Source organism: Acidobacteriota bacterium (assembly GCA_028875575.1).
Lineage (GTDB): Bacteria > Acidobacteriota > Terriglobia > Versatilivoradales > Versatilivoraceae > Versatilivorator.
In genome coordinates, this window is the sequence record JAPPDF010000080.1 from 39114 (window position 1) to 60191 (window position 21078).

13 protein-coding genes are annotated in these 21078 nt (G+C 64.2%); 8 read left to right on the top strand and 5 right to left on the bottom strand.

Annotated features, from left to right (window positions below; genetic code table 11):
- Positions 1-588, bottom strand: a 588-nt coding sequence (locus OXI69_11860) for a fumarylacetoacetate hydrolase family protein (protein MDE2666835.1), incomplete at its 3' end; no start/stop codon positions are given.
- A 252-nt stretch (positions 589-840) separates the two neighbouring features.
- On the opposite strand from OXI69_11860, the gene OXI69_11865 reads away from it, so the two are divergent.
- Entirely contained in the window at positions 841-2598 is a 1758-nt protein-coding gene (locus OXI69_11865) for a hypothetical protein (GenBank protein ID MDE2666836.1), read from the top strand.
- 7 nt (positions 2599-2605) lie between these two features.
- Here OXI69_11865 and OXI69_11870 read toward each other — a convergent pair whose 3' ends face one another.
- From OXI69_11870 to OXI69_11880, 3 genes are all read right to left on the bottom strand, one after another.
- Positions 2606-5812 carry an efflux RND transporter permease subunit gene (locus OXI69_11870; protein MDE2666837.1) on the bottom strand — a complete coding sequence of 1069 codons (3207 nt, stop codon included), beginning with the start codon at positions 5810-5812 and terminating at the stop codon, positions 2606-2608.
- A gap of 49 nt (positions 5813-5861) precedes the next feature.
- Positions 5862-9275 carry an efflux RND transporter permease subunit gene (locus OXI69_11875; GenBank protein ID MDE2666838.1) on the bottom strand — a complete coding sequence of 1138 codons (3414 nt, stop codon included), beginning with the start codon at positions 9273-9275 and terminating at the stop codon, positions 5862-5864.
- 231 nt (positions 9276-9506) lie between these two features.
- On the bottom strand, positions 9507-10754 hold the full coding sequence (locus OXI69_11880) for an efflux RND transporter periplasmic adaptor subunit (protein MDE2666839.1): 1248 nt from the start codon (positions 10752-10754) through the stop codon (positions 9507-9509).
- Between the two features lie 441 nt (positions 10755-11195).
- On the opposite strand from OXI69_11880, the gene miaA reads away from it, so the two are divergent.
- The 7 genes from miaA to OXI69_11915 all read left to right on the top strand — a co-directional run bounded on the left by miaA (position 11196) and on the right by OXI69_11915 (position 18835).
- The gene (gene miaA / locus OXI69_11885) at positions 11196-12185 is read left to right on the top strand and encodes a tRNA (adenosine(37)-N6)-dimethylallyltransferase MiaA (GenBank protein MDE2666840.1); all 990 of its coding nucleotides are present in this window, start codon (positions 11196-11198) and stop codon (positions 12183-12185) included.
- Positions 12186-12253: 68 nt separating this feature from the next.
- Positions 12254-12547, top strand: coding sequence for an RNA chaperone Hfq (gene hfq, locus OXI69_11890; GenBank protein MDE2666841.1), 294 nt, complete (start codon positions 12254-12256; stop codon positions 12545-12547).
- Position 12548: 1 nt separating this feature from the next.
- On the top strand, positions 12549-13844 hold the full coding sequence (gene hflX, locus OXI69_11895; protein MDE2666842.1) for a GTPase HflX: 1296 nt from the start codon (positions 12549-12551) through the stop codon (positions 13842-13844).
- Between the two features lie 200 nt (positions 13845-14044).
- The gene (locus tag OXI69_11900; GenBank protein MDE2666843.1) at positions 14045-15157 is read left to right on the top strand and encodes an ABC transporter permease; all 1113 of its coding nucleotides are present in this window, start codon (positions 14045-14047) and stop codon (positions 15155-15157) included.
- Positions 15158-15564: 407 nt separating this feature from the next.
- A complete protein-coding gene (locus OXI69_11905) occupies positions 15565-16812 on the top strand; it encodes a sialidase family protein (protein MDE2666844.1) in 1248 nt (415 codons plus the stop codon).
- 38 nt (positions 16813-16850) lie between these two features.
- Complete coding sequence (nudC, locus tag OXI69_11910) at positions 16851-17681, top strand: NAD(+) diphosphatase (protein MDE2666845.1); 831 nt, start codon at positions 16851-16853, stop codon at positions 17679-17681.
- Positions 17682-17740: 59 nt separating this feature from the next.
- Positions 17741-18835 (top strand): NAD/NADP octopine/nopaline dehydrogenase family protein, encoded by a 1095-nt coding sequence (locus OXI69_11915; protein MDE2666846.1) that lies wholly within the window; start codon positions 17741-17743, stop codon positions 18833-18835.
- 277 nt (positions 18836-19112) lie between these two features.
- On the opposite strand, the gene OXI69_11920 is transcribed toward OXI69_11915, so the two are convergent.
- Positions 19113-20999: an SMP-30/gluconolactonase/LRE family protein gene (locus OXI69_11920; protein ID MDE2666847.1), complete on the bottom strand. Its 1887-nt coding sequence runs from the start codon at positions 20997-20999 to the stop codon at positions 19113-19115.
- Between the last annotated feature and the right edge of the window lie 79 nt (positions 21000-21078).

Sequence of the window (21078 nt, forward strand, 5' to 3'; positions counted from 1 at the left end):
TCCCTGGTCGCTGCTGATCGGAATCGCGGCGGGCTGCCTGACGGCAGTTCCGTTAGAGACGTCGTTCACGATGGTGTAGCCGGCCACGGTGTCGAGGGCCCGGTCAGCCTTGACCGCCTTGACCCGGCGCCCCATGACCACACCCAGCTCCCCTTCCCAGTCGATGGCCCGGCACACCGGCGAAATGCGGATGTCCCCACCCGGCCCCACCACGGTGCTGGAGGGGGGCTTCATGAAGATCCGGGGGGTCTCCTTGTCCTGGGGAGCCGCCCGTCCACCTCCCTCCTCGATGTGCTCCAGGTAGTTGCCGGCCAGGCAGAAGAGCTTTCGCGGACAGGGCACCGGGGCCAGCAGCTCCTCCATCCGGAACGCCCTTCCCCGCCCCTCGGCCAGCCCGTGATCGATCAGCCTGCCGGCCAGCGACATTCCCTCGGCCCCGCTCTCCAGAAAATCGATCATGTCTCGGAAAAGCTCGGTGGGAAATCCCGCCTCCTTGGCTGCCTGCTGGAGGTCGATCAGCTTGTTCCCATCCTGGATGATCGCCGCCACACAACTGCCGTTGTCCTTCCTCAATGTCGCCAGTTTCATGAATTGTCTCCTCAGGGGAGCGGGCCTGCGGGCGAATGCCGGGGCAAACCCGCACGGCAGCTCAAAATGGGCACAGCATACCATAGGGAGTTACGGCTTCTTCCCATGTGGGCCCATCCACGCCAAGACCCTAGTGTCCTTGAGTTGGCGGCCGTTCTCTTGCAGAATGGTCGGGCGCTTGGGAACGTCTGCCGGTTGACCCCAAAACCGAGAATCGGCTACTCGAGGCGTTCCTCACAAAAGGTAGCGATCATGAGCCCTTGGGACTGGACGCTGGCAGTTGCGCTCAACGGAGCCATCATCCTCTACGGCTTCTACCTGAGCCGGGGGGTGCGCACCAGCGCCGATTGGTTCCTGGCGGGACGCAGCCTTCCCTGGTGGCTGGTGGGTTTCTCCATGTATGCCACCGCCATCGACTCCAGCGACCTGGTGGCCGATGCCGGCGGCACCTACGTGCTGGGATTCAGCTACTTCGCCACCAACTGGGTGGGGTCGGTGCTGGGTTGGACCCTGGCCGCCTTTTTCATCTGCCTGCCCATGTACCGGGCAGGGCTCTACACCAACGCCGAATACCTGGAGGCACGCTACGGAACCCCGGTTCGGGTCATCTGTGCCTTCGTCCAGGTGCAGTACCGGACGCTGGTGCTGGGAATCATCGCCACCACCCTGTTCCTGACCCTTTCGATCGTGTGCGGCCTCTCGGATGCGGCCGCCTGGACGGTGGTGGGTGTGATCGCCGCCCTGGCCGCCATCTACACGGCTTTCGGAGGGCTGCGGTCGGTGGCCATGACCGACAGCCTGCAGTTCCTGGTCATGACCGCTGCCGGCCTCATCATCTGGTTCCTGGTGTGGGGACAGGTGGGAGGCTGGGAGGGTCTGGAGCGGCGCCTCAACGACCACGATCCGGCCGTGGCCGCCCGGCTACTGCATATCGGCCACGAAGACGTCCAGACCGAGACGGTTGCCGGCAAGTCTTCCGTGGAAATCGAGCGCAAGCTCGGCCTGGGCGGCATCTACGACCCGGCCGCGGAAACCATCCGTCACCACACTCCCGGCTGGCTGGTGACCCTGGCTTTGATGATCATGGGGATGGCCTATGCCATCGTCAACCACACCCAGGTGATGAGGATGTTCGCCGCCCGCAGCGAATGGGACCTGAAGATGTCCGTGTTTGCAGCCAGCTCCGTCACCATGGTGATGACCTTCTTCAATCTTTCCATGGGCGTGATGGGCAGGGCCCTCTACCCGGTGCAGAGCGCCCTGCCCGACGGGCGCCAGGACGCCATCTATCCCCTGCTGGTCAGCCAGATCGAGACGGTGGGACTGAAAGGCATCGTGGTCGCCGGCATCCTGGCGGCTTCCCTGTCGACCTACGACTCCATCGGCTCGGCGCTTTCGGCCCTGCTCACCCGCGACGTCTATGCGCGCTTGCTGGTTCCGGGGCGGGACGACCGGCACTACCTTCGGATCAGCCAGTGGCTGACCCCGGCGGTAATCGGCGTCTCCTTTCTCTATGTCCCCGGTCTGCTGAGGGGCGGCATGGTCCTCTACTATCTCGACTTGACCAGCGCCTTTGTAATTCCCCTGCTGACCATCTACCTCATGGGGAGCTTCACCCGGGTCCACCGATCCAGCGGCCTGATCGGCCTTCTGGCGGGCGCCTGCTACGGCATGTTGCGCCTGGCGGCGCCCCTGGTAGTGGATCAGACGGGTTGGGTGCTGTTGCCGCCGGCCATGATGGGCACCTACGCCGCCTATCCCTTCAGCATGCTGGTGACGGCCGGGACCATGGTGGTGGTCTCCCTGGTAGCCGGATGGGAGAGCAGCAGCGTATTCGACCTGACCGGCCGCCAGGAGAAAAGCCCCTGGCTGCGTTCCAGCCAACTCAAGATACGGCAGATTCAGGATGAGATCACCAAGCGTGCTGCCCACGACCAGCGCCTGCCGGCCCTGCTCAGCCTCCTGGCCCTGGCGGTGGAATGTGTACTGACCTTCGTGGTCTTCTGGTGAGCGGATGCTACCCCGCCGCTTGCGGCCGCGACTGCCACCAGATGCGCTTGAGCCATGCGGCCAGGTCGTCGAAGAGCGTGTAGTAGGCGGGCAGGACCACCAGGGTGAGGAGTGTCGAGGAGATCAGGCCTCCCATGACGGTGCGGGCCAGCGGGAAATAGCGAAGCTCGAACATTCCGGTGGTGCCGAGCGCCAGGGGAATGAGGCCCACCACGGTGGTGGCGGCCGTCATGAGAATGGGGCGGAACCGCTCTCGACACCCGGCCCGGATAGCCTCGGAGCGCGGCAACCCCTGGCTCCTGAGGTTGTTGATGTGTGCGATGAGCACGATGCCGTTGTTCACCACGATCCCCAGGAGAACCATGAGGCCGATCTGGGACATGATGTTGAAAGGGGTTCCGGTCAGGAAAAGGAACCAGGTGACGCCCACCAGGGCGAAAGGCAGCGAGAACATAATGGCGAAGGGGTGGGCCAGGGACTCGAACAGGGAAGCCATCACGAAGTAGACCATCAGGAAGGCCAGCAGCAGATTGAGAATGAAATCGACGTTGTCCTGATCCTGCCGCTGGGTCCAGAACCCGAAGGTCCATCCATAGCCGGCGGGGTAGTCCAGGCTGTCCATCACCTCGCCCACCAGTTTCTTCCCCTCCTCCTTCTTGCCGCCCGAATAGCTCACGCCGATCTCTGTATAGGTGCGGCGGTTCTCCCGGCGGATGACGGAGGGCGTATCGATGCGACGGAATTCGGCCACCTGGGAGAGCACGATCTCCTGGCCCCCCGGTCCGTTTCCCACCACCACCGACTTCAGGTCTTGCAGATCTTCCCGGTCGCCGGGCTGCAGCCACAACCAGATCTCCACTTCACCCTCGGGCGTGCGGTATCCCCGGATCTCCCGGCCGCGGATGACGATGCCCAGCAGTCGAGCCACCGACTGGGGTGAGACCCCGTAGCGTCGGGCCAGGTCCCGTTTCAGGATAATCTGGACTTCCTCGCGGGCACGTTCGTTCCCGGCCCGGATTTCGTTGAAGTCCCCCCGGTCCATCAGCCGGCGCCTGGCCTCCCGGGCCAGCGCCTGCAGTCGGACGTTGTCGTCCCCGTACATGTTGACGCTGACAAAGGTCTGGGACTCGGCCCCCGCCTGCCGCCCCAGCTCGATCTCGGCGCCCGGAATTACCGGCAGCCGGTCCCGGATCTCCCCGCGGATATCGATCAACTCCTCCAGGGTCAACTTCTCGTTGTCGAAATAGACCTGGGTGGAGGCGCTGTTGTTGCTGAAGCTGCTGGAGACGTTTCTGATCTTGAAGGGTTCCCGGTGGGCCATCAGGAAGTCTTCGACAGGCCCCAGGAAGTCTCTCTCGATCTTGGCGTAGTGGTAGTTCTCGGTGAAGTCGTAGCGAATATCCAGGTTCTGCAGGTCCCGGGCCTCCGGCGAGCTGTCGGGAACCCAATGAAGGAGGGCCATCAGCGAACCGCCAACCACCAAGGGCACGATGCACAAACCCACCAGAAAGCGATGCCGCAAAGGCCAGCTCATCAACCGCAGGTAGTGTTCCACCGCTAGCTCGCCCCATCCCGGCTTTGTCCGTCCGGAAACCGGCGGCGCAGCATCCTCTCCTCGGGGCGATGGTTCCCCGCCCCCACTGACGGAAGCAGCCGGGGAAACCTGGCTGGCACTCCGCGGATACCGGCCCTTGAAAAACCTGGCGGCCCCCAGCGGAATGAGCGTCAGCGAAATAACCAGGGAACACAGCAGGGCGATCATGATGGAGGCCCCCACGTCGCCCAACCAGATCGAGTAAGCGCTGGTCTTGCCGAACACCAGGGGCACAAAGATGATGATGGAGGTCAGCGTGGCCGCCAGCACCGCCATGGCTACCGCCCGGGTTCCACGGCTGGCGGCCGTCACCCGGTCGTAGCCCTTCTCCAGCCACTGATAGATGGACTCCAGCACCACCACGGCGTTATCCACCAGCATCCCGGCGGCCAACATCAGTCCCATCATGGAAAGAACATTGAGGGTCTTGCCGAAGAGGTAGAGGAACCCGATGGTGGCCACGATGGAAAAAGGAATGGCGAAGCCGATGGTCAGCGTCGCTCCCACCCGCCTCAGGAACAGGTAGAGGACCCCCATGGCCAGCAGGGCTCCCAGCGTGCCCGCGTTCAGCAGCCCCGAAAGCGCCCGGATGATTTCCTTTCCGGCGTTGTGCCAGACCTGGACCTCGATGCCTTCCAGGGCCGGGTCCCCGCGCAACCGGTCCAGCACGGCCATGACCCCGTTGACCGTTTCCACCGTGTTGGCCTCGGAGGTCTTGCGGATCTGCAGCTCGACCGCCGGTCCTCCGTTCAGGTGCTTGCCCGAGTTGACGGGACGACTGCCGAAATAGATGTCGGCCACCTCTCGCAGCCGTAGCCCCCGCTGATTGACCGGAAAGTCGGCAATCTGCTCCAGGGAGGTCAGGGTGCCCCGGGCCATGGTCCCGTAGCGGGTGGCGCCGTCCTGCATTCGACCCAGGGAGAGGTTGATGTTGGAGCCGTCCATGCGCTGGAACATCTGGGCCACGTCGATCCGATAGCGCTTGATGTCGTCCAGCCGAAGATAGATGTTGACCTCCTGGCGGCCGGCCCCGCTGATATCGGCTTCGGCCACTCCAGGGAGGCGCTCCAGAGGGGTTCGGATCCTGGCATCCAGGAAATCGAAGGAGCCGCGAAGGTCGCGCCCGGAGGAAATCTGGCCCCTGATGATGGGAAAGTCGGTGGTGCTGAAATTGTTCACCAGAATTTGTTCCACGTCGTCCGGAAGCTCGGAACGCACCTGCTCCACCCTGTCGCGAACTTCCGACCGCAGCCAATCCACGTTGCTGTCCCATCCGAAAAACATCTGGATCATGGACACATTGGCGGAGGACTGGGCCACCATCCGCTGAACGTCGGGAATGGTCGCCAGCACCTCCTCCAGCGGACGGGTGATCGACTCCTGCACCTGGCCCGGAGTGGCATTGGTGTATGGGACATGCACGAAGACGCCGGGAAAGTCGATATCGGGAGTCAGCACCAACGGGATCCGGGTGAGGGAGATACCCCCCAGAACCAGCAGGCAGAGGCACAGCATCAGGACGGTCACCGGGTAGCGAATGGAAAAATCCGCCAGTCCGAATCCGGACCCGGAGGTCCCTCCGGTGGAACGGTCCGACCCTTCAGGCTCCTTGACGGCCATTCTTTATCTCCTCAACTGGGCTCCCGTGAATAGGGGACGTGGCCCCCGTTCAATCCACCACCGTCCCGCTGCCGATGGCGGCAGCGGCTTCACCACGCAGTCTCCCTCGATCGACCAGCTCGTAGACCGCCGGAATGAAGAAAAGCGTCAACAGCGCCGAAAACAGCAATCCTCCCATGACCGCGATGGCCATGGGGGCCCGAATCTCAGCCCCCTCTCCCCAGCCGAGGGCCATGGGGATCAGCCCCAGGACTGTGGTGAGTGTGGTCATCAGGATGGGCCGAAGCCTGACCTGGCCGGCCTGCAGCAGGGAAGCCCGCCTGGCGCGTCCGGCCCGCCGGAGCTTGTTGGTGTAGTCCACCAGGAGTATGGCGTTGTTGACCATGATCCCCGACAGGATAATCAAGCCCAGCAGCACCACAACGCTGAGCTCGGTGCCCGTCACCGCCAGGGCCAGGACCACCCCGATCAGACCCAGAGGAACCGTGAACATGATGATAAGAGGATGGAGGAAGGATTCGAACTGGGAGGCCATCACCAGGTAAACCAGAAAAACGGCCAGGGCCAGCGCCATGAGCAAGCTCCGATAGGAGGTCTCCAGCTCCCGGTTCTGTCCGGCCAAAGACAGGCTGACCGTTGCCGGAAGCCGCCCGCCAAGGTCCTCGAGCTCGGCCTGGATCGACCGGGAGGCCCGGTTGAGATCCAAACCGCTCAGGTTGGCCGACACCACCGCCGCCCGCTGGGAACCGATACGCCTCACCTCCCCCGGCCCCCTGCCGATGTCGATGTCCGCCACCGAGTTCAAGCGAATGGGCACGGTGGCAGCGGCCTCGGAGTCCGACTCGGCGTTCTGAGCCGTTGTCCCCTCGGCGCCGGACCCGGACCCGCCGGAGGAGCCGTCACCGGAAGCCGCCCCCGAGTTCGTTTGGCCGCCTGTGCCTGAAAAGGCCCGCGTTCCCATGTTGATCACCAGTTCCCTCAGATCCTGGATGGCGTCACGGTCCGATTCGGCCGCCCGGACCAGAATGTCGATCTGCTTGTCCTCTTCGCGGTAGCGGGAGGCCACATCCCCGCGAATCTTGTTTCTCAGGATGTCGGCAATCGAATTTTCGTCCAGATTCAGGCGGGCCAGCCGCTCCCGATCGAAACGCACCTGGATCTCCGGATTCCCCATGCGGGTCGAGGTCTTGACATCCTTGAGCCCGGTAATCCCCTCCATGCGCGCGGCCACCTGGCCGGCGGCTGCCTGCAGCTCGCCCAGGTCGTAACCGTAAATCTCCACTTCGATCGGGGTGGTGAAGCTGAACAGGGTGGGCCGCCGAAAGGCATAGGTCACCTCCGGGTATTGGCTCAGCCGGCCGCGCAGGTACTCGATGACCTCGAACTCCGCCTGCCTGTCCCGACGATCCTCCATGACCACGTGAAGCTGGCCGACGTGCTCCTCCTCGAGTTGCCGGGCGAACTGGTTCTGGTTGCTGCCCCCTGCGCTGGAGAAGACCGTTTCAACCCCCTCGAGTTCCGCCACCTGCCTTTCGACCTCACCCAGGAGTCGATCCGTCCTCGCCAGCGGCGTGCCCTCCGGCAAGCGGATTTCGAAGGCGAACTCTCCCTGGGTCATGGGCGGGATCAATTCGGCTCCCAGCCGGAACGAGGCTGCTATGGCCAGGGCGAGCAGCAGCCCGGTTGCCGCCAGTACCCTTCCCTTGTGGTCGAGCACCGACTCGAGCCAAACGGGGTAACGCCCCCTCACTACCTCCAGGACCGCCTCGAAGCCATTCAGGACCGGGGCCAGCAGGCGCAGCAGGCCTCGGCCCAGCCAATGCAGACCGGCGCGGAGGTCTGCCAGCACCACGGTCAGGAGGTCCACGAACAGAAAGGCCATCGTCCGCCGAAGGGCTTTGCGGGAAAAGGCGAGGACGCGTCCGGCGGCTCCCATGGCCCCGGGGGCGAGGGTCTTTGGCTCGGCATCCGGAAGGGCCTTGCCGGATGCCGGAGGAGGCGGCTGGACCTGTAGCGCCAGCACCATGGGAATGAAGGTCAACGCCACCAGGAGCGAGGCCGAAAGGGAAAAGATAATGGTCAGGGCCTGGTCCTTGAACAACTGCCCCGCAATGCCCTCCACAAAGACCAGGGGCAGGAAGACGGCCAAGGTGGTGAGCGTGGACGCCGTGACCGCGGTTCCGACTTCGCGAGTCCCCCGGTAGACGGCTTCCGGCAGGGTGGTACGGGAGCGGTCCTGGCGGTGCACCGCCTCCAGAACCACGATGGAGTTGTCCACCAGCATGCCCACCCCCAGGGCGATCCCGCCCAGCGACATGATATTCAGGGACACGTCCATCTGGTACATCAGGGCGAAGGTGGCCAGGACGGAAATGGGAATTGAGAAAGCCACCAGCAGGGTGCTTCTCAGGTGGCGCAGGAACAGGTAGAGGACCAGGGTGGCCAGCACCGCTCCCAGCACCGCCGACCAGAGCACGTTGTCCACGGCCTGCTCGATGAATCGGGCCTGATTGAAAACGGTGCGCACCTGGAGGCTGCCCGAAAGGACCCCGTCCTTGCGAAGCTTCTCCAGCTTGGCCTCCACCGCCCGGGCCACCATCACCGTATTGGCGTCGCCCTCCTTGTAGACCGCCAGCTCCACGCTCTCGCGGCCGTCGATGCGGGCAATCACCTCCCGGTCCTTGGAACCCCGCCAGACCTCGGCGACCTCGCCCAGAACCACCCTTCTGCCGTCCGAATCCCGCAGGATGATCCGTTCGATCTCTTCCACCGAGCGAAACTGGTTCAACATGCGAACCATGTAGTTGGCATCCAGGTCATACAGGCTTCCGGAAGCCTGGTTCAGGTTCTCCCGGGTGAGCACCTGGGTCACTTCGGTAATGGGGATCCTCAGCTCGGCCAACCGCTTCTCGTCGATTTCAATGCGAATCTGCTCCTCCAGGCCGCCCACCACCTTGATGGCCGCCACGCCTTCGGTGGACTCCAGGCTCTTCTTCAACTCCTCGTCGGCCAGATAGCGCAGGCGGCTGAGGCTGGCCTCGCCCCAGAACTGCAGGCGCATGACGGGATCGTAGGAAGGATCGAAGCGCAACAGCACCGGTCGCTCCACGTCCCGTGGCAACTGCAGCAGATCCAGCTTTTCCCTGACTTCCAGGGTGGCCACATCCATGTTGGTCCGCCAGGTGAACTCCAGAACGACCTCGGACTGACCCGAACGCGACACCGACTCCACCCGGGTCAGGCCTCCCACCACCCCGACCACCTCCTCGATGGGACGGGTGATCAGATTTTCGATCTCTTCGGGAGCCGCGTCCTCGTAGTCGGTCAGGATGGTGAGGGCGGGATAGGCGATTTCCGGCAGCAGGTTGAGGGCCATCCGCTGCAGGGAGACAAGACCGAAAAGAGCCACTGCCACCACAAACATGCAGACGGTGACGGGACGCCGTATGGCAAGTTGGATCATGGTTCAGGAAGAGCTGGCTAGAGGATCGGAACCGGGCTCGGGACCAGGAGCGGGGGCATTCCGGCGGGGCGCGAGTCGGGATGACGGGCTGTGGCGATTCCAGGGGCGGGTCGTCCGCCGGGCAAGCCGGACTTGCAGGGAGCAACCGAAGCCGGGAACTGCCGGCGGCCATCCGGCAAGCGCCAAGGGCAGGTCCCCCGCGACCATCCGCCGCCGGGTACGGCGCAGGTTTCAGGTGGTTCCTTCCGCCAGGCCGTTTGAGGAATCTTCCCCGACCCTCTTGATCTCGGACCCGTCCTCCAAAGCGCCCTGTCCGGCGACCACCACTCGATCCCCGGCAGAAATCCCCTTCAAGATTTCGATACTTCCATCCTCTTCATAGCCCAGTTGCACGGGCACTCGCCGGGCCACGCCGTTGTCGGCCAGAAAGACGAAGGTCTCCCCGTCCCGTTCCAACACGGCCCGCTTGGGAACCAGGATGGCATCGGGGCGCACGTCGGTCTGAATGGCCACCCTGACAAACCCGCCCGGCATGAATCCCTCGGTTGCGGGAGTGAGTTCCACCGTGACCTTTACAGTACCACTGGAGGTATCGACCACCGGACTGACCCGCACCACGCGTCCCACACCCTCGACATCCTCATCCGCACCCAGGCGCACCGAGGCCGTCTGTCCGGGGCGGACCCGGCGTGCCTCCCGCTCCGACAGGAAGACGTCGGCATACAGAGGAGAGAAGGCTCCCAGCTTGAACAGCTTGTCGGCGCTGCGAATACTCTTGCCCAACTCCATGGTGCGTTCGGTGATCCGCCCTCCAAAAGGAGCCGTGATCCGGGTATGGGAGATCTCGAGTTCGGATTTGCGGATCTCCGCCTCCAGCTCCTGCACGCGGTGGACAAGCTCCCGGGTCTCCGAGGCCGAGACCCGCTCGTCGTGCCCCAGCTCGTCCAGTTGATACCTCACCTGGTCGTACTCCCGCTCGCTGATGAGCTGCTCCTCGTAGGCTTCCTGCAGGCGCTGGCGCTCGTTCTCGGTGTTGGCGATCTGTACCTTGGCCTTCTCCCGTCGGATGCGGGCCTTTTCCAACTGCAATTTGGCCTGGGCCAGTTTTTCCCGGGCCAACTCCAACTGGATCCGGAGAGAACGGTCATCCAGGCGCCCCAGGAGCTGCCCTTGCCTGACGAGGTCCCCCTCTTCCACCAGCAGGCTCTGGACGATTCCCTCGGTTTGCGCCTTGACCTCGACTTCTCTCAGCGGCCTCAGATTGGAAGTGGAGGAGAGGTGGTGGGTGATCCGGTCCCGTCTGGCCTGGGCCAGTTCCACCGGGGCAGCCGCAGCGCCGTTATCGCGGCCGCCGGTGGCTGAAGGAGATCCTTTAGGGGAAGCGGTCGGGTTTTCCGGCTTTTGCCTGAGAAAATACCCGGCGGCCGCCAACACCACCAGCAGGATCAGGAACCCATAGACTTTGGTCCGTTTGCTCATGGCAGGCCTGGTGTCCTGTCTCGGGGCATGACTGCCCGCGATGAACCGGGGGGCGCTGAACGGACCGGACGAAGGCAAACCAGCCGGCGACCCGGGCGCGCACAATCGCGGTCATTTCCCAGTTGTTGCCGGTTTCCTGAATCGAGGGTGAAGCTGGTGACCTTCCGGCGCCGTAAGGCTGTTCCCAACCCGTTCCAAATCAAGGTTAGCATGAATCATCAGTTCGGGTCGGAATAAGGTAGGGGCAGCGAGGTCCGAGCTTGAGGTCAGCCGTATCCCTCCGACATCCCTCTGTTTACATTGGAACCGGGATGGAGTAGATTTTTTCCCAGTTCCGGGCAGGAATCGGGTCATGAGGCCGTCGCGAGTGCAACTGTTGGGGCTCTGCATCCTGGCGACGCTCCTGTTTGCCTACCTGGCCCTTCGTATCTGGCTCTGGTCTTGACGAATCCACCCCTCATCGCTGTTCTGGGACCGACCGCAAGCGGAAAATCCAACCTGGCGCTCCGGCTTGCCAGACGATTCCGGGGTGAGATCGTCGGTTGCGACTCGGTGCAGGTCTACCGGTTTCTGGACATCGGCACCTCCAAGGTACTCAAGCCCGAGCAGGCCGGCATCCCTCACCACCTGATCGACTTTCTCAATCCCGACCAGGAATTCACCGCCGGCCAGTACATGGCTCTGGGCCGCAGGGTCTTGTCGGAAATCGGACAGCGGGGAAACCTGCCTCTGGTGGCGGGGGGCACCGGGCTCTACCTGCGCGCACTGCTGAACGGTCTCTTCGACGGCCCCTCCCGCTGTGAATCGCTGAGGGGGCGCTTGCAACAGCAGGCCCGTCGCAAGGGGGACGCCCACCTCCACCGCCTGCTGGCGAGAGTGGACCCGGAGTCGGCCCGGCGCATATCAGCCAGGGACCAGCACAAGATCATACGCGCCCTGGAAGTCTATTTTCTGACCGCCAAGCCCATCTCGCTTCACTTTCGAGACGGCGCTGAGAAATTGAAGGGGTTCCGGCTGCTGAGGATCGGGCTCGACCCGTCGCGGGACCGGCTCTACCGCAGAATCGAAGAGCGCGTCGACCGCATGTTTGCCGGCGGATTGGTGGAGGAGGCCCGCTCCATCCTGGCCAGGGGCTATTCTCCCGGCTGCAAGCCTCTCCAATCGCTCGGATACCTCCAGGTGGTGCAGTTTCTGCAGGGAGAGATTTCCCTGCAGACAGCCGCTGACGCTACCAAACAGGCCACACGGAACTACGCCAAACGACAGTTGACCTGGTTTCGAAAGGAAGAAAAGGTGATCTGGTTTCCGGGATTCGGGGATGAAGATTCCCTCGGGTCCAATGTTGAAGCTTGCGTGGCGGATTTCATCCAGGCTGGGACAAGTAGGCAATCGGGCTCGTCGACCCGTCCGGCGCTCTTGTCCGCCCCCTAGGGGGCTCCGGGGCTGCTTTGCCCCACCGGACCCGAACCCGACGGGTATTCAGGAGAATCAGGAGATCCATGGAAAAGCAACCGCACAATATTCAGGATGTCTTTCTCAACCGTCTTCGCAGGGAGAAGCTGCCCGTAACCGTCTTTCTGACAAGCGGAGTCAAGTTGACCGGCCGAATCAAAAGCTTCGACAAGTACGCGGTCATTCTGGAATCCGCCCAACGGGACCAACTGATCTTCAAACACGCCATCTCGACCGTTGTGACATCCAAATCGGCCCCCGCCGCTTCGGCCCCACCCTCGTCGCCTTCCGAACCGCCCTCACCGGCAGCACAGGACTCCGAACCGGAGCCTTCGAACTGAAATGGATGTCGCCGCCCCGGACAGGGAAAACGTCATACTGGTGGGATGCGAGCTGAAGCGACCCGTCAGTCCGGCTGCCGGCAGAGGAGCCGGGCTGAGCCTGGAGGAATCGCTGGATGAGCTGGCGGCCCTGGCTTCCGCCGCCCGAGCCAGGGTGGCTGCGCGCCTGCTTCAGCAACGGTCCCGCTACGATCCAGGCTATCTGATCGGCAAGGGCAAGGTGGAGAGTCTGAAAGGACTGCTGGATCGGCACCGGGCCGACACCGTGATCTTCGACGACAACCTTTCTCCGGCTCAGCAACGAAACATCGAGCGCGCGCTCGACTGCAAGGTGGTCGATCGAACCCAGCTCATCCTGGACATCTTCGCCAGCCGTGCGCGAACCCGGGAGGGAAAGCTGCAGGTGGAGCTGGCCCAGCTCGACTACTGGCTGCCTCGATTGGGAGGACGGGGAGTGGAACTGTCCCGTCTGGGAGGAGGAATCGGGACGCGCGGGCCGGGTGAGACCAAGCTGGAGACGGATCAACGCAAGATCCACCAGAGAATTCACAAGATCAAACGCGATCTCCAGCGGGTGAGGGCGCACCGGCAGCTGCACCGCTCCTTTCGCCAATCCGTTCCCGTTCCCACCGTCTCGCTGGTCGGATACACCAATGCCGGCAAATCCACCCTCTTCAATGCCCTGACCCGATCGGACACCCTGGCCTCCCGCCAGCTCTTCGCCACTCTGGATCCCCTGCTGCGCCGCATCCGGCTGCCTTCCAAGCGGGAAGTGATCCTATCCGACACGGTCGGTTTCATCAGCAAGCTTCCCGCCACCCTGGTCTCGGCCTTTCGGGCCACCCTGGAGGAAATCGGGGAAGCGCAACTGTTGCTGCATGTGATCGATTGCTCCAGCCCCCGCGCCGAACACCAGCGATCCTCGGTGCTCAAGGTGCTGGAGGAGCTGGGGGATTCGGGCAAGGCGACCCTGGAGGTCTACAACAAGGCCGACCTGCTGGAGCAACCGCCCCGGCTTCCCCCGGGGGACAACGTCCTGAAGGTATCGGCGCTGCGACGCCAGGGGATCTCCAGGCTTCTGGAGAGGATCGACGAGTCCATTTCCGGGGATCCACTGGTCCGGGCGAGCTTTCGCGTAGAGGCCCGGCAGGGGGAACTGCTGGCTCAGATCCATGCCCAGGGCCGGCTGGTTCGCCGGGAGGTTCGAGACAGCCAGGTCCTGCTGGAAGTGGAAGCCCCGCGCTCCGTGGTGGAAAAGCTCAGGCAGCTCGATGGCCGGTCACGGGGGTTGGGTTAGTCCGCAATCGCATCGGCCCGCGCCCGATTCCTTAACCCATTCCCTTGCCAAGCCTCCCGGACTTGCGGGTCTGAAGGGCCCGAAGGACCCTGGTGCATGGAAAATCATGCTAAAATGCATGGGACCGGCAGGCGCGTTCCAACGGCCCTTTTTCCGGTCCAGCCCACCTCGAGGACAGGGCCAACCCCCACCGCCGATTGATGACAGCCCATAAATTAGTCTTCACCAACGTCATACACCGCCCCGTCCGGGCCTTCGTCAGCGTTCTGGCCATCAGCCTCGAAGTCATGCTGATCCTGTTGGTGATCGGTGTCTCCAACGGCATGATTGAAGACAACGCCGACCGCCAGAAGAACATCGGCGCCGATGTAATCGTTCGGCCGGCCAATGCGCCCCCGCTCTTCTTTACCACCGGCAGCACCATCATCCCCGAGGCCGTGGCCGAGACCCTGGCCCGGCTGGATTCGGTACGGTCGGTGACGCCCATTCTCTACCTGGCTCAACTGAAGGGAGGCTGGAGGACCGTCTACGGCATCGACCTGCCGAGCTTCGAGGCCGTGGCCGGCAACCTGGAATTCCTGGAGGGCCGCGGCTTCAGCGGGCCGGAATCGCGGGAAGCCATCGTCGACGACCTGCACGCCAGATCGAACGGCCTGGCCGTGGGCGATCGCTTCGACCTGAAGGGCCAGTCGTTCCAGGTGGTGGGCATCTACCGTAACGGCATCGGGGGCCGAGTCTACGTTCCCATCAGGAGCCTGCAAACCATCACGGACAAGGCCGGTCAGGCCTCCACCTTTCTGGCCAAGCTCTACGATTCCGAGCAGTTGCAGGCAGCCATGGCCCAGATGCGAGACCTGGTTCCCAACATCAACGTCACCTCCATGCGGGAGTGGGTCTCCCTGCTGAGAAACGGTCGACCTCCCGCTTACGGCACGTTCCTGACCGGGGTCGTCGGCGTGGCCATTTCCATCGGCTCCTTTGCCTGCTTCCTGTCCATGTATACCACCATCGCCGAACGAACCAGGGAAATCGGCATCCTGAAATCCCTGGGAGCCCGCAAGGGCTACATCGTCAACCTGGTGATGATGGAAATAGTGGTGCTCTGCCTGACCGGCCTTCTGGCCGGATTCCTGCTGACCTTCCTGGGCCTGCAGGTCCTCCGGTACCTCTATCCCGCTCAGATACTCCTGATACCACCTCTCTGGGTAGCGCTCACGGTCCTCTTCGTCTCCGCCAGCGGGATTATCGGAGGGCTCTATCCGGCCCTCAAGGCGGCGGGCAGCGATCCCGTCAAGGCACTTTCCTACGAATAGGGATTCCGGTCGACCGAGCCTGCCGGCGAACCCCGTTCCCGGTGGCGACCAGCGGTCTCAAGGCGGGTTTGGCTAGCCCGCATTTCTTACCAGGGGGCGTGATCATGGCGCAGGCATTTTCCCCTCAGCGCGTGCTCGGGAGCGAAGAGCGTAGCGGTCACTACGGTCGAGCGAGCATGGATGCGCTGAGGGGAAAAGGACCAGCCAGGGCGCGCCCAGCGCCGTGTGTCACCGCAAGGCGTCCCCATCGGACCACCAAGTTTCTGAAAATAAATGGCCTTTCATCATGAATCCAGCGACCTGGTGAGAAATGCGGGCTAGAGTCCAAATCGGCGCCACGGGCTTGATGCGCCCGTGGCTTGGGCCTATACTGCTAACCCCAACCCCACAAATGATGGAGGACAACCATGCACGGCACAGCCACCCGCCGGCAAATACTTCAGGGGATGGGCGCTCTGGCTGTCGGACTGGCCTACGGCGCCCCGTCGGCGGTTTTTGCCGGCGCCCGCGTTCACTCCAAGCGGGTGATCAGCATGCAACCCCGGCTCTATCACGGCTGGCCCACCCTGGCCAGGCGCCGCAACGGCGAACTGCTGCTGGTGTGCTCGGGCGGCCGGGAATCCCATGTCTGCCCCTTCGGCCGGGTGGAGCTGATGCGCTCCCGGGACGAGGGGCGGCACTGGAGTTTTCCGCGGGTGTTGATCGACGGGCCCATCGACGACCGGGATGCAGGCGTGGTGGAAACCGCCGAGGGGTCACTGCTGGTCACCACCTTCACCTCTATCGGCTATGCCGACATCCTGGCCCGGGCCGAAGAGCTGGAATCACAGGGGAAACCCCACTGGACCCGAGAGAAACTGGAGCGCTGGCAGGCCATTCACCGCCGCATCACGCCCGCGGAGCGCGAGATCGAGTTGGGCAGCTGGATGATCCGCTCCACTGACGGCGGCCGGAGCTGGTCAGCTCCCTATCGCTGCCCGGTCAACAGTCCCCACGGCCCCATTCAGCTCTCCGACGGACGGCTGCTCTACCCCGGCAAGATCTTCTGGTACGGCCCCAGCGGCCAATCCAAGGGGCGCATCGGGGTCTGCGAGTCCACCGACGACGGCCAGAGCTGGCGCTGGCTGGCGGAAATCCCGACCCGGGAGGGCGACGACCTGGACGGCTACCACGAGCTGCATGGCGTGGAAACAACCGAAGGAACCCTGGTCGCCCATATCCGCAACCACAACACCGCCAACGAGAGGGAGACGCTGCAGAGCCGATCCACCGACGGAGGGAAGACCTGGTCGGTTCCACGCGCCCTCGGGGTGTGGGGACTGCCGTCCCACCTGCTTAAGCTGCGGGACGGGCGCCTGGTGATGTCTTACGGTTATCGCCGTCCCCCTTATGGAAACCAGGCCCGCGTCAGCGAGGACCACGGCCGCACCTGGTCCGGCGCCATCACCATCTCCGGAGACGGCATCTCCAGCGACCTGGGTTATCCCTCCACGGTCGAGTTGAACGACGGCTCCCTGCTGACGGCCTGGTATGAAGTGATGGACAACCCTGTGCCCAAGACACCGCCTTCCCAGGAACGTGTCCAGCGGCACCTGGAGATGGCCTCCCGCCCGGATCTGGCCGTGCTGCGACAGGCCCGCTGGACCCTCGACTGAGGGACTCGGGGGTCACCGTCCGGATTTCCTTCAAGCCGATGCCTGACCGATTCCTGCCTGCCGTCACTCCTCCCGAGGACCTTCAGGCACCCGCCTGGTGGTTCGCCTTCCGTGGAGAACTGCTCCTGGTCCAGGTCCGCAACGGCTCCACCTCCATTCCCCTGCTTCACCACCCCCGGGACCTGAGCCTGCGTTGCCTGCGGAGTCAGTACCTGGGGGTTCTGGACGGCAGACACTGTTTCTCGGCTGAATTGCACCAGGAGAGCCGGCCCGCTTCCGGGATGGCCTTCGGCAACCTGCGCGCCCTCTACCCCTCCCTGGGAGACCGGCTCTTCGCCCTGGCGGGCCGGGCCAAGCAGATCGTGGACTGGGACCGGAACCACCAGTTCTGCGGACGGTGCGGCGCGGCCACGGTTGCTCACGAGCGGGACCGCTCGCGGACCTGTCCGAGCTGCGGACTGGAGAGTTTCCCCCGCCTGTCTCCGGCCGTCATCGTGCTCATCGCCCGGGGGGAGGAGTTGCTGCTGAGTCGTTCTCCTCACTTCCCCGCCGGCGTCTACAGCATTCTGGCCGGCTTCGTCGAGCCGGGAGAAACCCTGGAGGAGGCGGTTGAACGGGAAATCGCCGAAGAGGTGGGCCTTCGGGTCAGAGACATCCGTTACGTGGCCAGCCAGCCCTGGCCCTTCCCTAATTCGTTGATGCTGGGCTTTCGGGCGGAATACGCCGGAGGGGAGCTGAACATGGACCCGGAGGAGCTGGAGGACGCCGGCTGGTACCGTCCACCCGACCTGCCCGGGCTCCCCTCTCCCGCCAGCATCGCCCGGCGTTTGATCGACGAATTCCTGCGGGAACACGGCCACGCTTCCTGAGGAGCGTGCCGAGCCTGATGCCGGCCACGTCCAAGCCAATCGAAAGCGAGGTCCGATCCATGCCAAAAACGTCCGTCACCATACTGGGAGGAGGCAATACCGCCTTCTCGACCGCCGCCAGCCTCACCCTGCGCGGGTTCGAGGTGACCCTGTTCGAGATCGAGGGGTTTGAAGCCAGCCTGGATCCCGTCCTAGACGCAAGCATCATCCACCTGTTGGGAGCACACGGCGAGGGTCCCGCCAGGATCCGGTGTCTGACAACCGACATCGAGGAGGCCCTGGCGGCGTCCGAACTGGTTCTCCTGATCGTCCCGGCCTACGCCCACAAGCCCTTCGCGGAAGTGTGCGCACCCCACCTCGACTCCCGCCACACCGTGGTGCTGATGCCGGGCACCCTGGGGGCGCTGGAATGGTCGCACATCCTGCGCCGGCGGGGTGGAGCCCGGGCCACCCTGGCCGAGGTGGACACCGCGCCTTATGTCTGCCGCAAGACGGCTCCCGACACGGCCACCATTTGGGGTACGGTAAGCGGTCTGGGAGTGGGCGTGCTGCCGGCGTCGGAAACTTCCAGGGTCCGAGAGGCGCTGGAGCCGCTCTTCCCCGGCATGCAGATCTATCCCGATGTGATGGCTTGCGGTCTGGCCGCCATGAATCCCGTGGTCCATCCCGCCGGCGTGCTCCTCAATGCCGGCAGAGTGGAGTACTCCAAGGGGGATTTCTACTTCTATGAAGAGGGCGTCACGCCCTCGGTGGTCAAGGTCATTCAGCAGGTGGATGAGGAGCGCCGCGCGGTGGCCGAAGCCTTGGGCTATGAACTCTGCCCGGTGGCGGAGGCCTTCCACCAGGCCGGCTTCGGACCCCGGGGCGACCTGTGGGCCGCCATCAACGGAAGCTGGATGCTGACCCGCCTGAAGGCGCCCGGGACCCTGGAGAGCCGCTGGCTGACCGAAGACATCCCCTACGGCCTGGCCGCCTGGGCCTCGGTGGGAAGCCAGTTCGGGGTGCCGACACCCACCATGCGCAGCCTGGTCGACATCGGATCCATCGTCATGGGTTTCGACGCCTGGAAAGAGGGCCGCGGGGTCGACCGACTGGGGATCTCGGGGATGAGCAAGGAGGGGCTGCAGGCGTTTCTGAAAACTGCTTCCACGTAGCCCGAGTATCCAAGCGGAAGGCGCGCTTGCCTGACGCAAACAAGAAACGAGTGATCCGCGAAGTGACACGAAGGACGATGAAGGCCCACCAAGCGTGACGGCTCTACCGCATCGTCAGGGCTGCGGCTCGACAAGCCGGCGTGCGTCCCCTTGAGCAGCAAGAGTGATGGGAAGAGGCGCCATCCGAATTCGTGTCCATCCGTGTTCATTCGTGGTTCGCCTCCATCAACGGCCAGCTTTTTCTCCTCTGAAGATTCCCCTGGCAGGGCGGGAGGAGTCACCCTCCCTCCCACACTCTCTGGGAATAGGTGGGAACCCCCTCTTCCCCCACCTCGAGCTTCCAGATGGCCGCGGTCTGCCCCTCGCAGACCAGCAGTGAACGCCCCAGGAAGATGACGTTGGTGGGGAACAGGCCCGGCACCCGCAGGCGGTCGATCACCTGCCCCTCGGGATTCACCACCGCCACCTGGCCCCGCCCGAAGAGCGTCACGTAGAGGTTACCGCTGGCGGCAAAGCGGATCCCGTCGGGTCCGACGCTGCCCTCGAAGCGAACGAACTCGCGTAGCGGCTCGGCCAGGGTTCCGTCGGCAGCCAAGGCCGCCCGCAGCACTTTCCCGGTGGTTGTTTCCACCACGCAGATCTCCTTGCCGTCAGGGGTGAAGTCCAATCCGTTGGTGAACTCCAGCCCGTCCGCCAGCAACTCGGCCCGACCCGTCCCATCCACCCGGGAGAGGGCTCCCTCCGACCGGCCGCGCCAGGCCCTGCCGGGGTCGGTGAAGTAGATCCGCCCATCGGGCCCCAGGGCGATCTCGTTGGGCCCCCGCAGCCGGCTGCCGTCCCGGTAGCGGCCACAGAACTCTTCCAGCCCGCCGCCGGCATCGGCCCGGAAGATCATGCGCTTTTGATTGTCGCTGATGAACAGATGTCCTTCCGGGGCGACCACCACCCCTTGAGGCTTTCCTCCCGTGGAGAGGAAGTGGCTGACTTGCCCGCCGGGGGAAATCCTGGAGAGATGCCGGGCCCGGCAGTTGGCCACATACAGATGACCCTGCCGGTCGAAGGCCGGACCCTCGGCCATGGAGAGCCCCCGGGCGAAGAGTGTCGGCTCCGGCATTTCCCGGGTCAGGGCAGGCGTCCCCAACCACTCTTGTCGGGCCTGGGTTGGGGGGAGGGGAAGCTGCACCTGCCTGCCGCTGTAGGCCGAGAGTTGGGCAGCCTCCATGATCTCGACGCAGCGCAAGCCGTCCCAACCGGTCAGCACCGGCTCGGCATCCCGGCTCACCCAGGCGGCAAAGCTCTCCAACTCGGTGCGGTAGGCCTGTTCGAAGCCGGCCGCATTGTCGAACTGAAACCTTTGGACCGGCTCTCCCCTGCCCTGCACGGTCACCGTGGTTTCGGCCGGATCGTAGATGAGGTCTCCCCGTTCCAGTACGAAGTGGACCCCGAAGGCCTGGCGGAAGGTCCGCTGAGGAGAAAGGGGACTGACCTGCAGGGTCGCCACCGTGCCCGATTCGAACTGAATCAGGAGCGCCAGGGCGTCCTCGAAATCGGTGCCGTGGTGGGTCTTGACCGGACTGCGGGCAAAGACGGTTCCGACCTCGCCGCAGGCGTGCCGCAGGAAATCCAGGTCGTGGACCCCAGCGTGAAACAGCAGCCCCCCACCGGTCTCCCTGCGGGTCCACCAGTCCCAGAGCTCCCGGCCGTAGAACCCGTTGACCTGCACCGCCAGGGGCCTGCCGTAGCGCTGACCGCGGACAATCTCGGCCATCTTGGCGTACTGGGGGCGCAGCCGCCGCTTGTGGCCCACCATCAGCTTCACTCCACCGGCCTCGGCGGCCTCGATCATGGCGTAGCACTCGGCCACGTTCATGGCCATGGGCTTTTCACAGAAGATGTGCTTCCCGGCTTCGGCGGCGGCGATGGCCATGGGGGCGTGCAGGTGGTTGGGAGTGAACAGCGCCACCGCTGCCGCCTGGCTATCCTCCAGGCAACGCCGGAAAGAGGCATGGGCGGGCACCCCGAGGCGCCGGCCCAGGGGCAGGGATTTCTCCTCGTCCGGATCGCAGACCGAAGCGATCTTCAGGCAAGGAATCCTTGCCAGCAGATCCGCCATGTGCTGCCCGAAGCTGCCGCATCCCACGATCGCAATCGACACGCTATCCATAGCCCTATACCGGTCCCGAGCCGGTCCGCCCCTCTCCGCCGACCCTTGACAGAGCGGAGGACGCCAATGACCTGCTTTT

What these genes read in the sequence shown, in the direction of transcription:
- OXI69_11865 (MDE2666836.1), top strand. Translation starts at nt 841, where the DNA reads ATGAGCCCTTGGGACTGGACGCTGGCAGTTGCGCTCAACGGAGCCATC.
- OXI69_11870 (MDE2666837.1), bottom strand. Translation starts at nt 5,812, where the DNA reads ATGGCCGTCAAGGAGCCTGAAGGGTCGGACCGTTCCACCGGAGGGACC.
- OXI69_11875 (MDE2666838.1), bottom strand. Translation starts at nt 9,275, where the DNA reads ATGATCCAACTTGCCATACGGCGTCCCGTCACCGTCTGCATGTTTGTG.
- OXI69_11880 (MDE2666839.1), bottom strand. Translation starts at nt 10,754, where the DNA reads ATGAGCAAACGGACCAAAGTCTATGGGTTCCTGATCCTGCTGGTGGTG.
- hfq (MDE2666841.1), top strand. Translation starts at nt 12,254, where the DNA reads ATGGAAAAGCAACCGCACAATATTCAGGATGTCTTTCTCAACCGTCTT.
- hflX (MDE2666842.1), top strand. Translation starts at nt 12,549, where the DNA reads ATGGATGTCGCCGCCCCGGACAGGGAAAACGTCATACTGGTGGGATGC.
- OXI69_11900 (MDE2666843.1), top strand. Translation starts at nt 14,045, where the DNA reads ATGACAGCCCATAAATTAGTCTTCACCAACGTCATACACCGCCCCGTC.
- OXI69_11905 (MDE2666844.1), top strand. Translation starts at nt 15,565, where the DNA reads ATGCACGGCACAGCCACCCGCCGGCAAATACTTCAGGGGATGGGCGCT.
- nudC (MDE2666845.1), top strand. Translation starts at nt 16,851, where the DNA reads ATGCCTGACCGATTCCTGCCTGCCGTCACTCCTCCCGAGGACCTTCAG.
- OXI69_11915 (MDE2666846.1), top strand. Translation starts at nt 17,741, where the DNA reads ATGCCAAAAACGTCCGTCACCATACTGGGAGGAGGCAATACCGCCTTC.
- OXI69_11920 (MDE2666847.1), bottom strand. Translation starts at nt 20,999, where the DNA reads ATGGATAGCGTGTCGATTGCGATCGTGGGATGCGGCAGCTTCGGGCAG.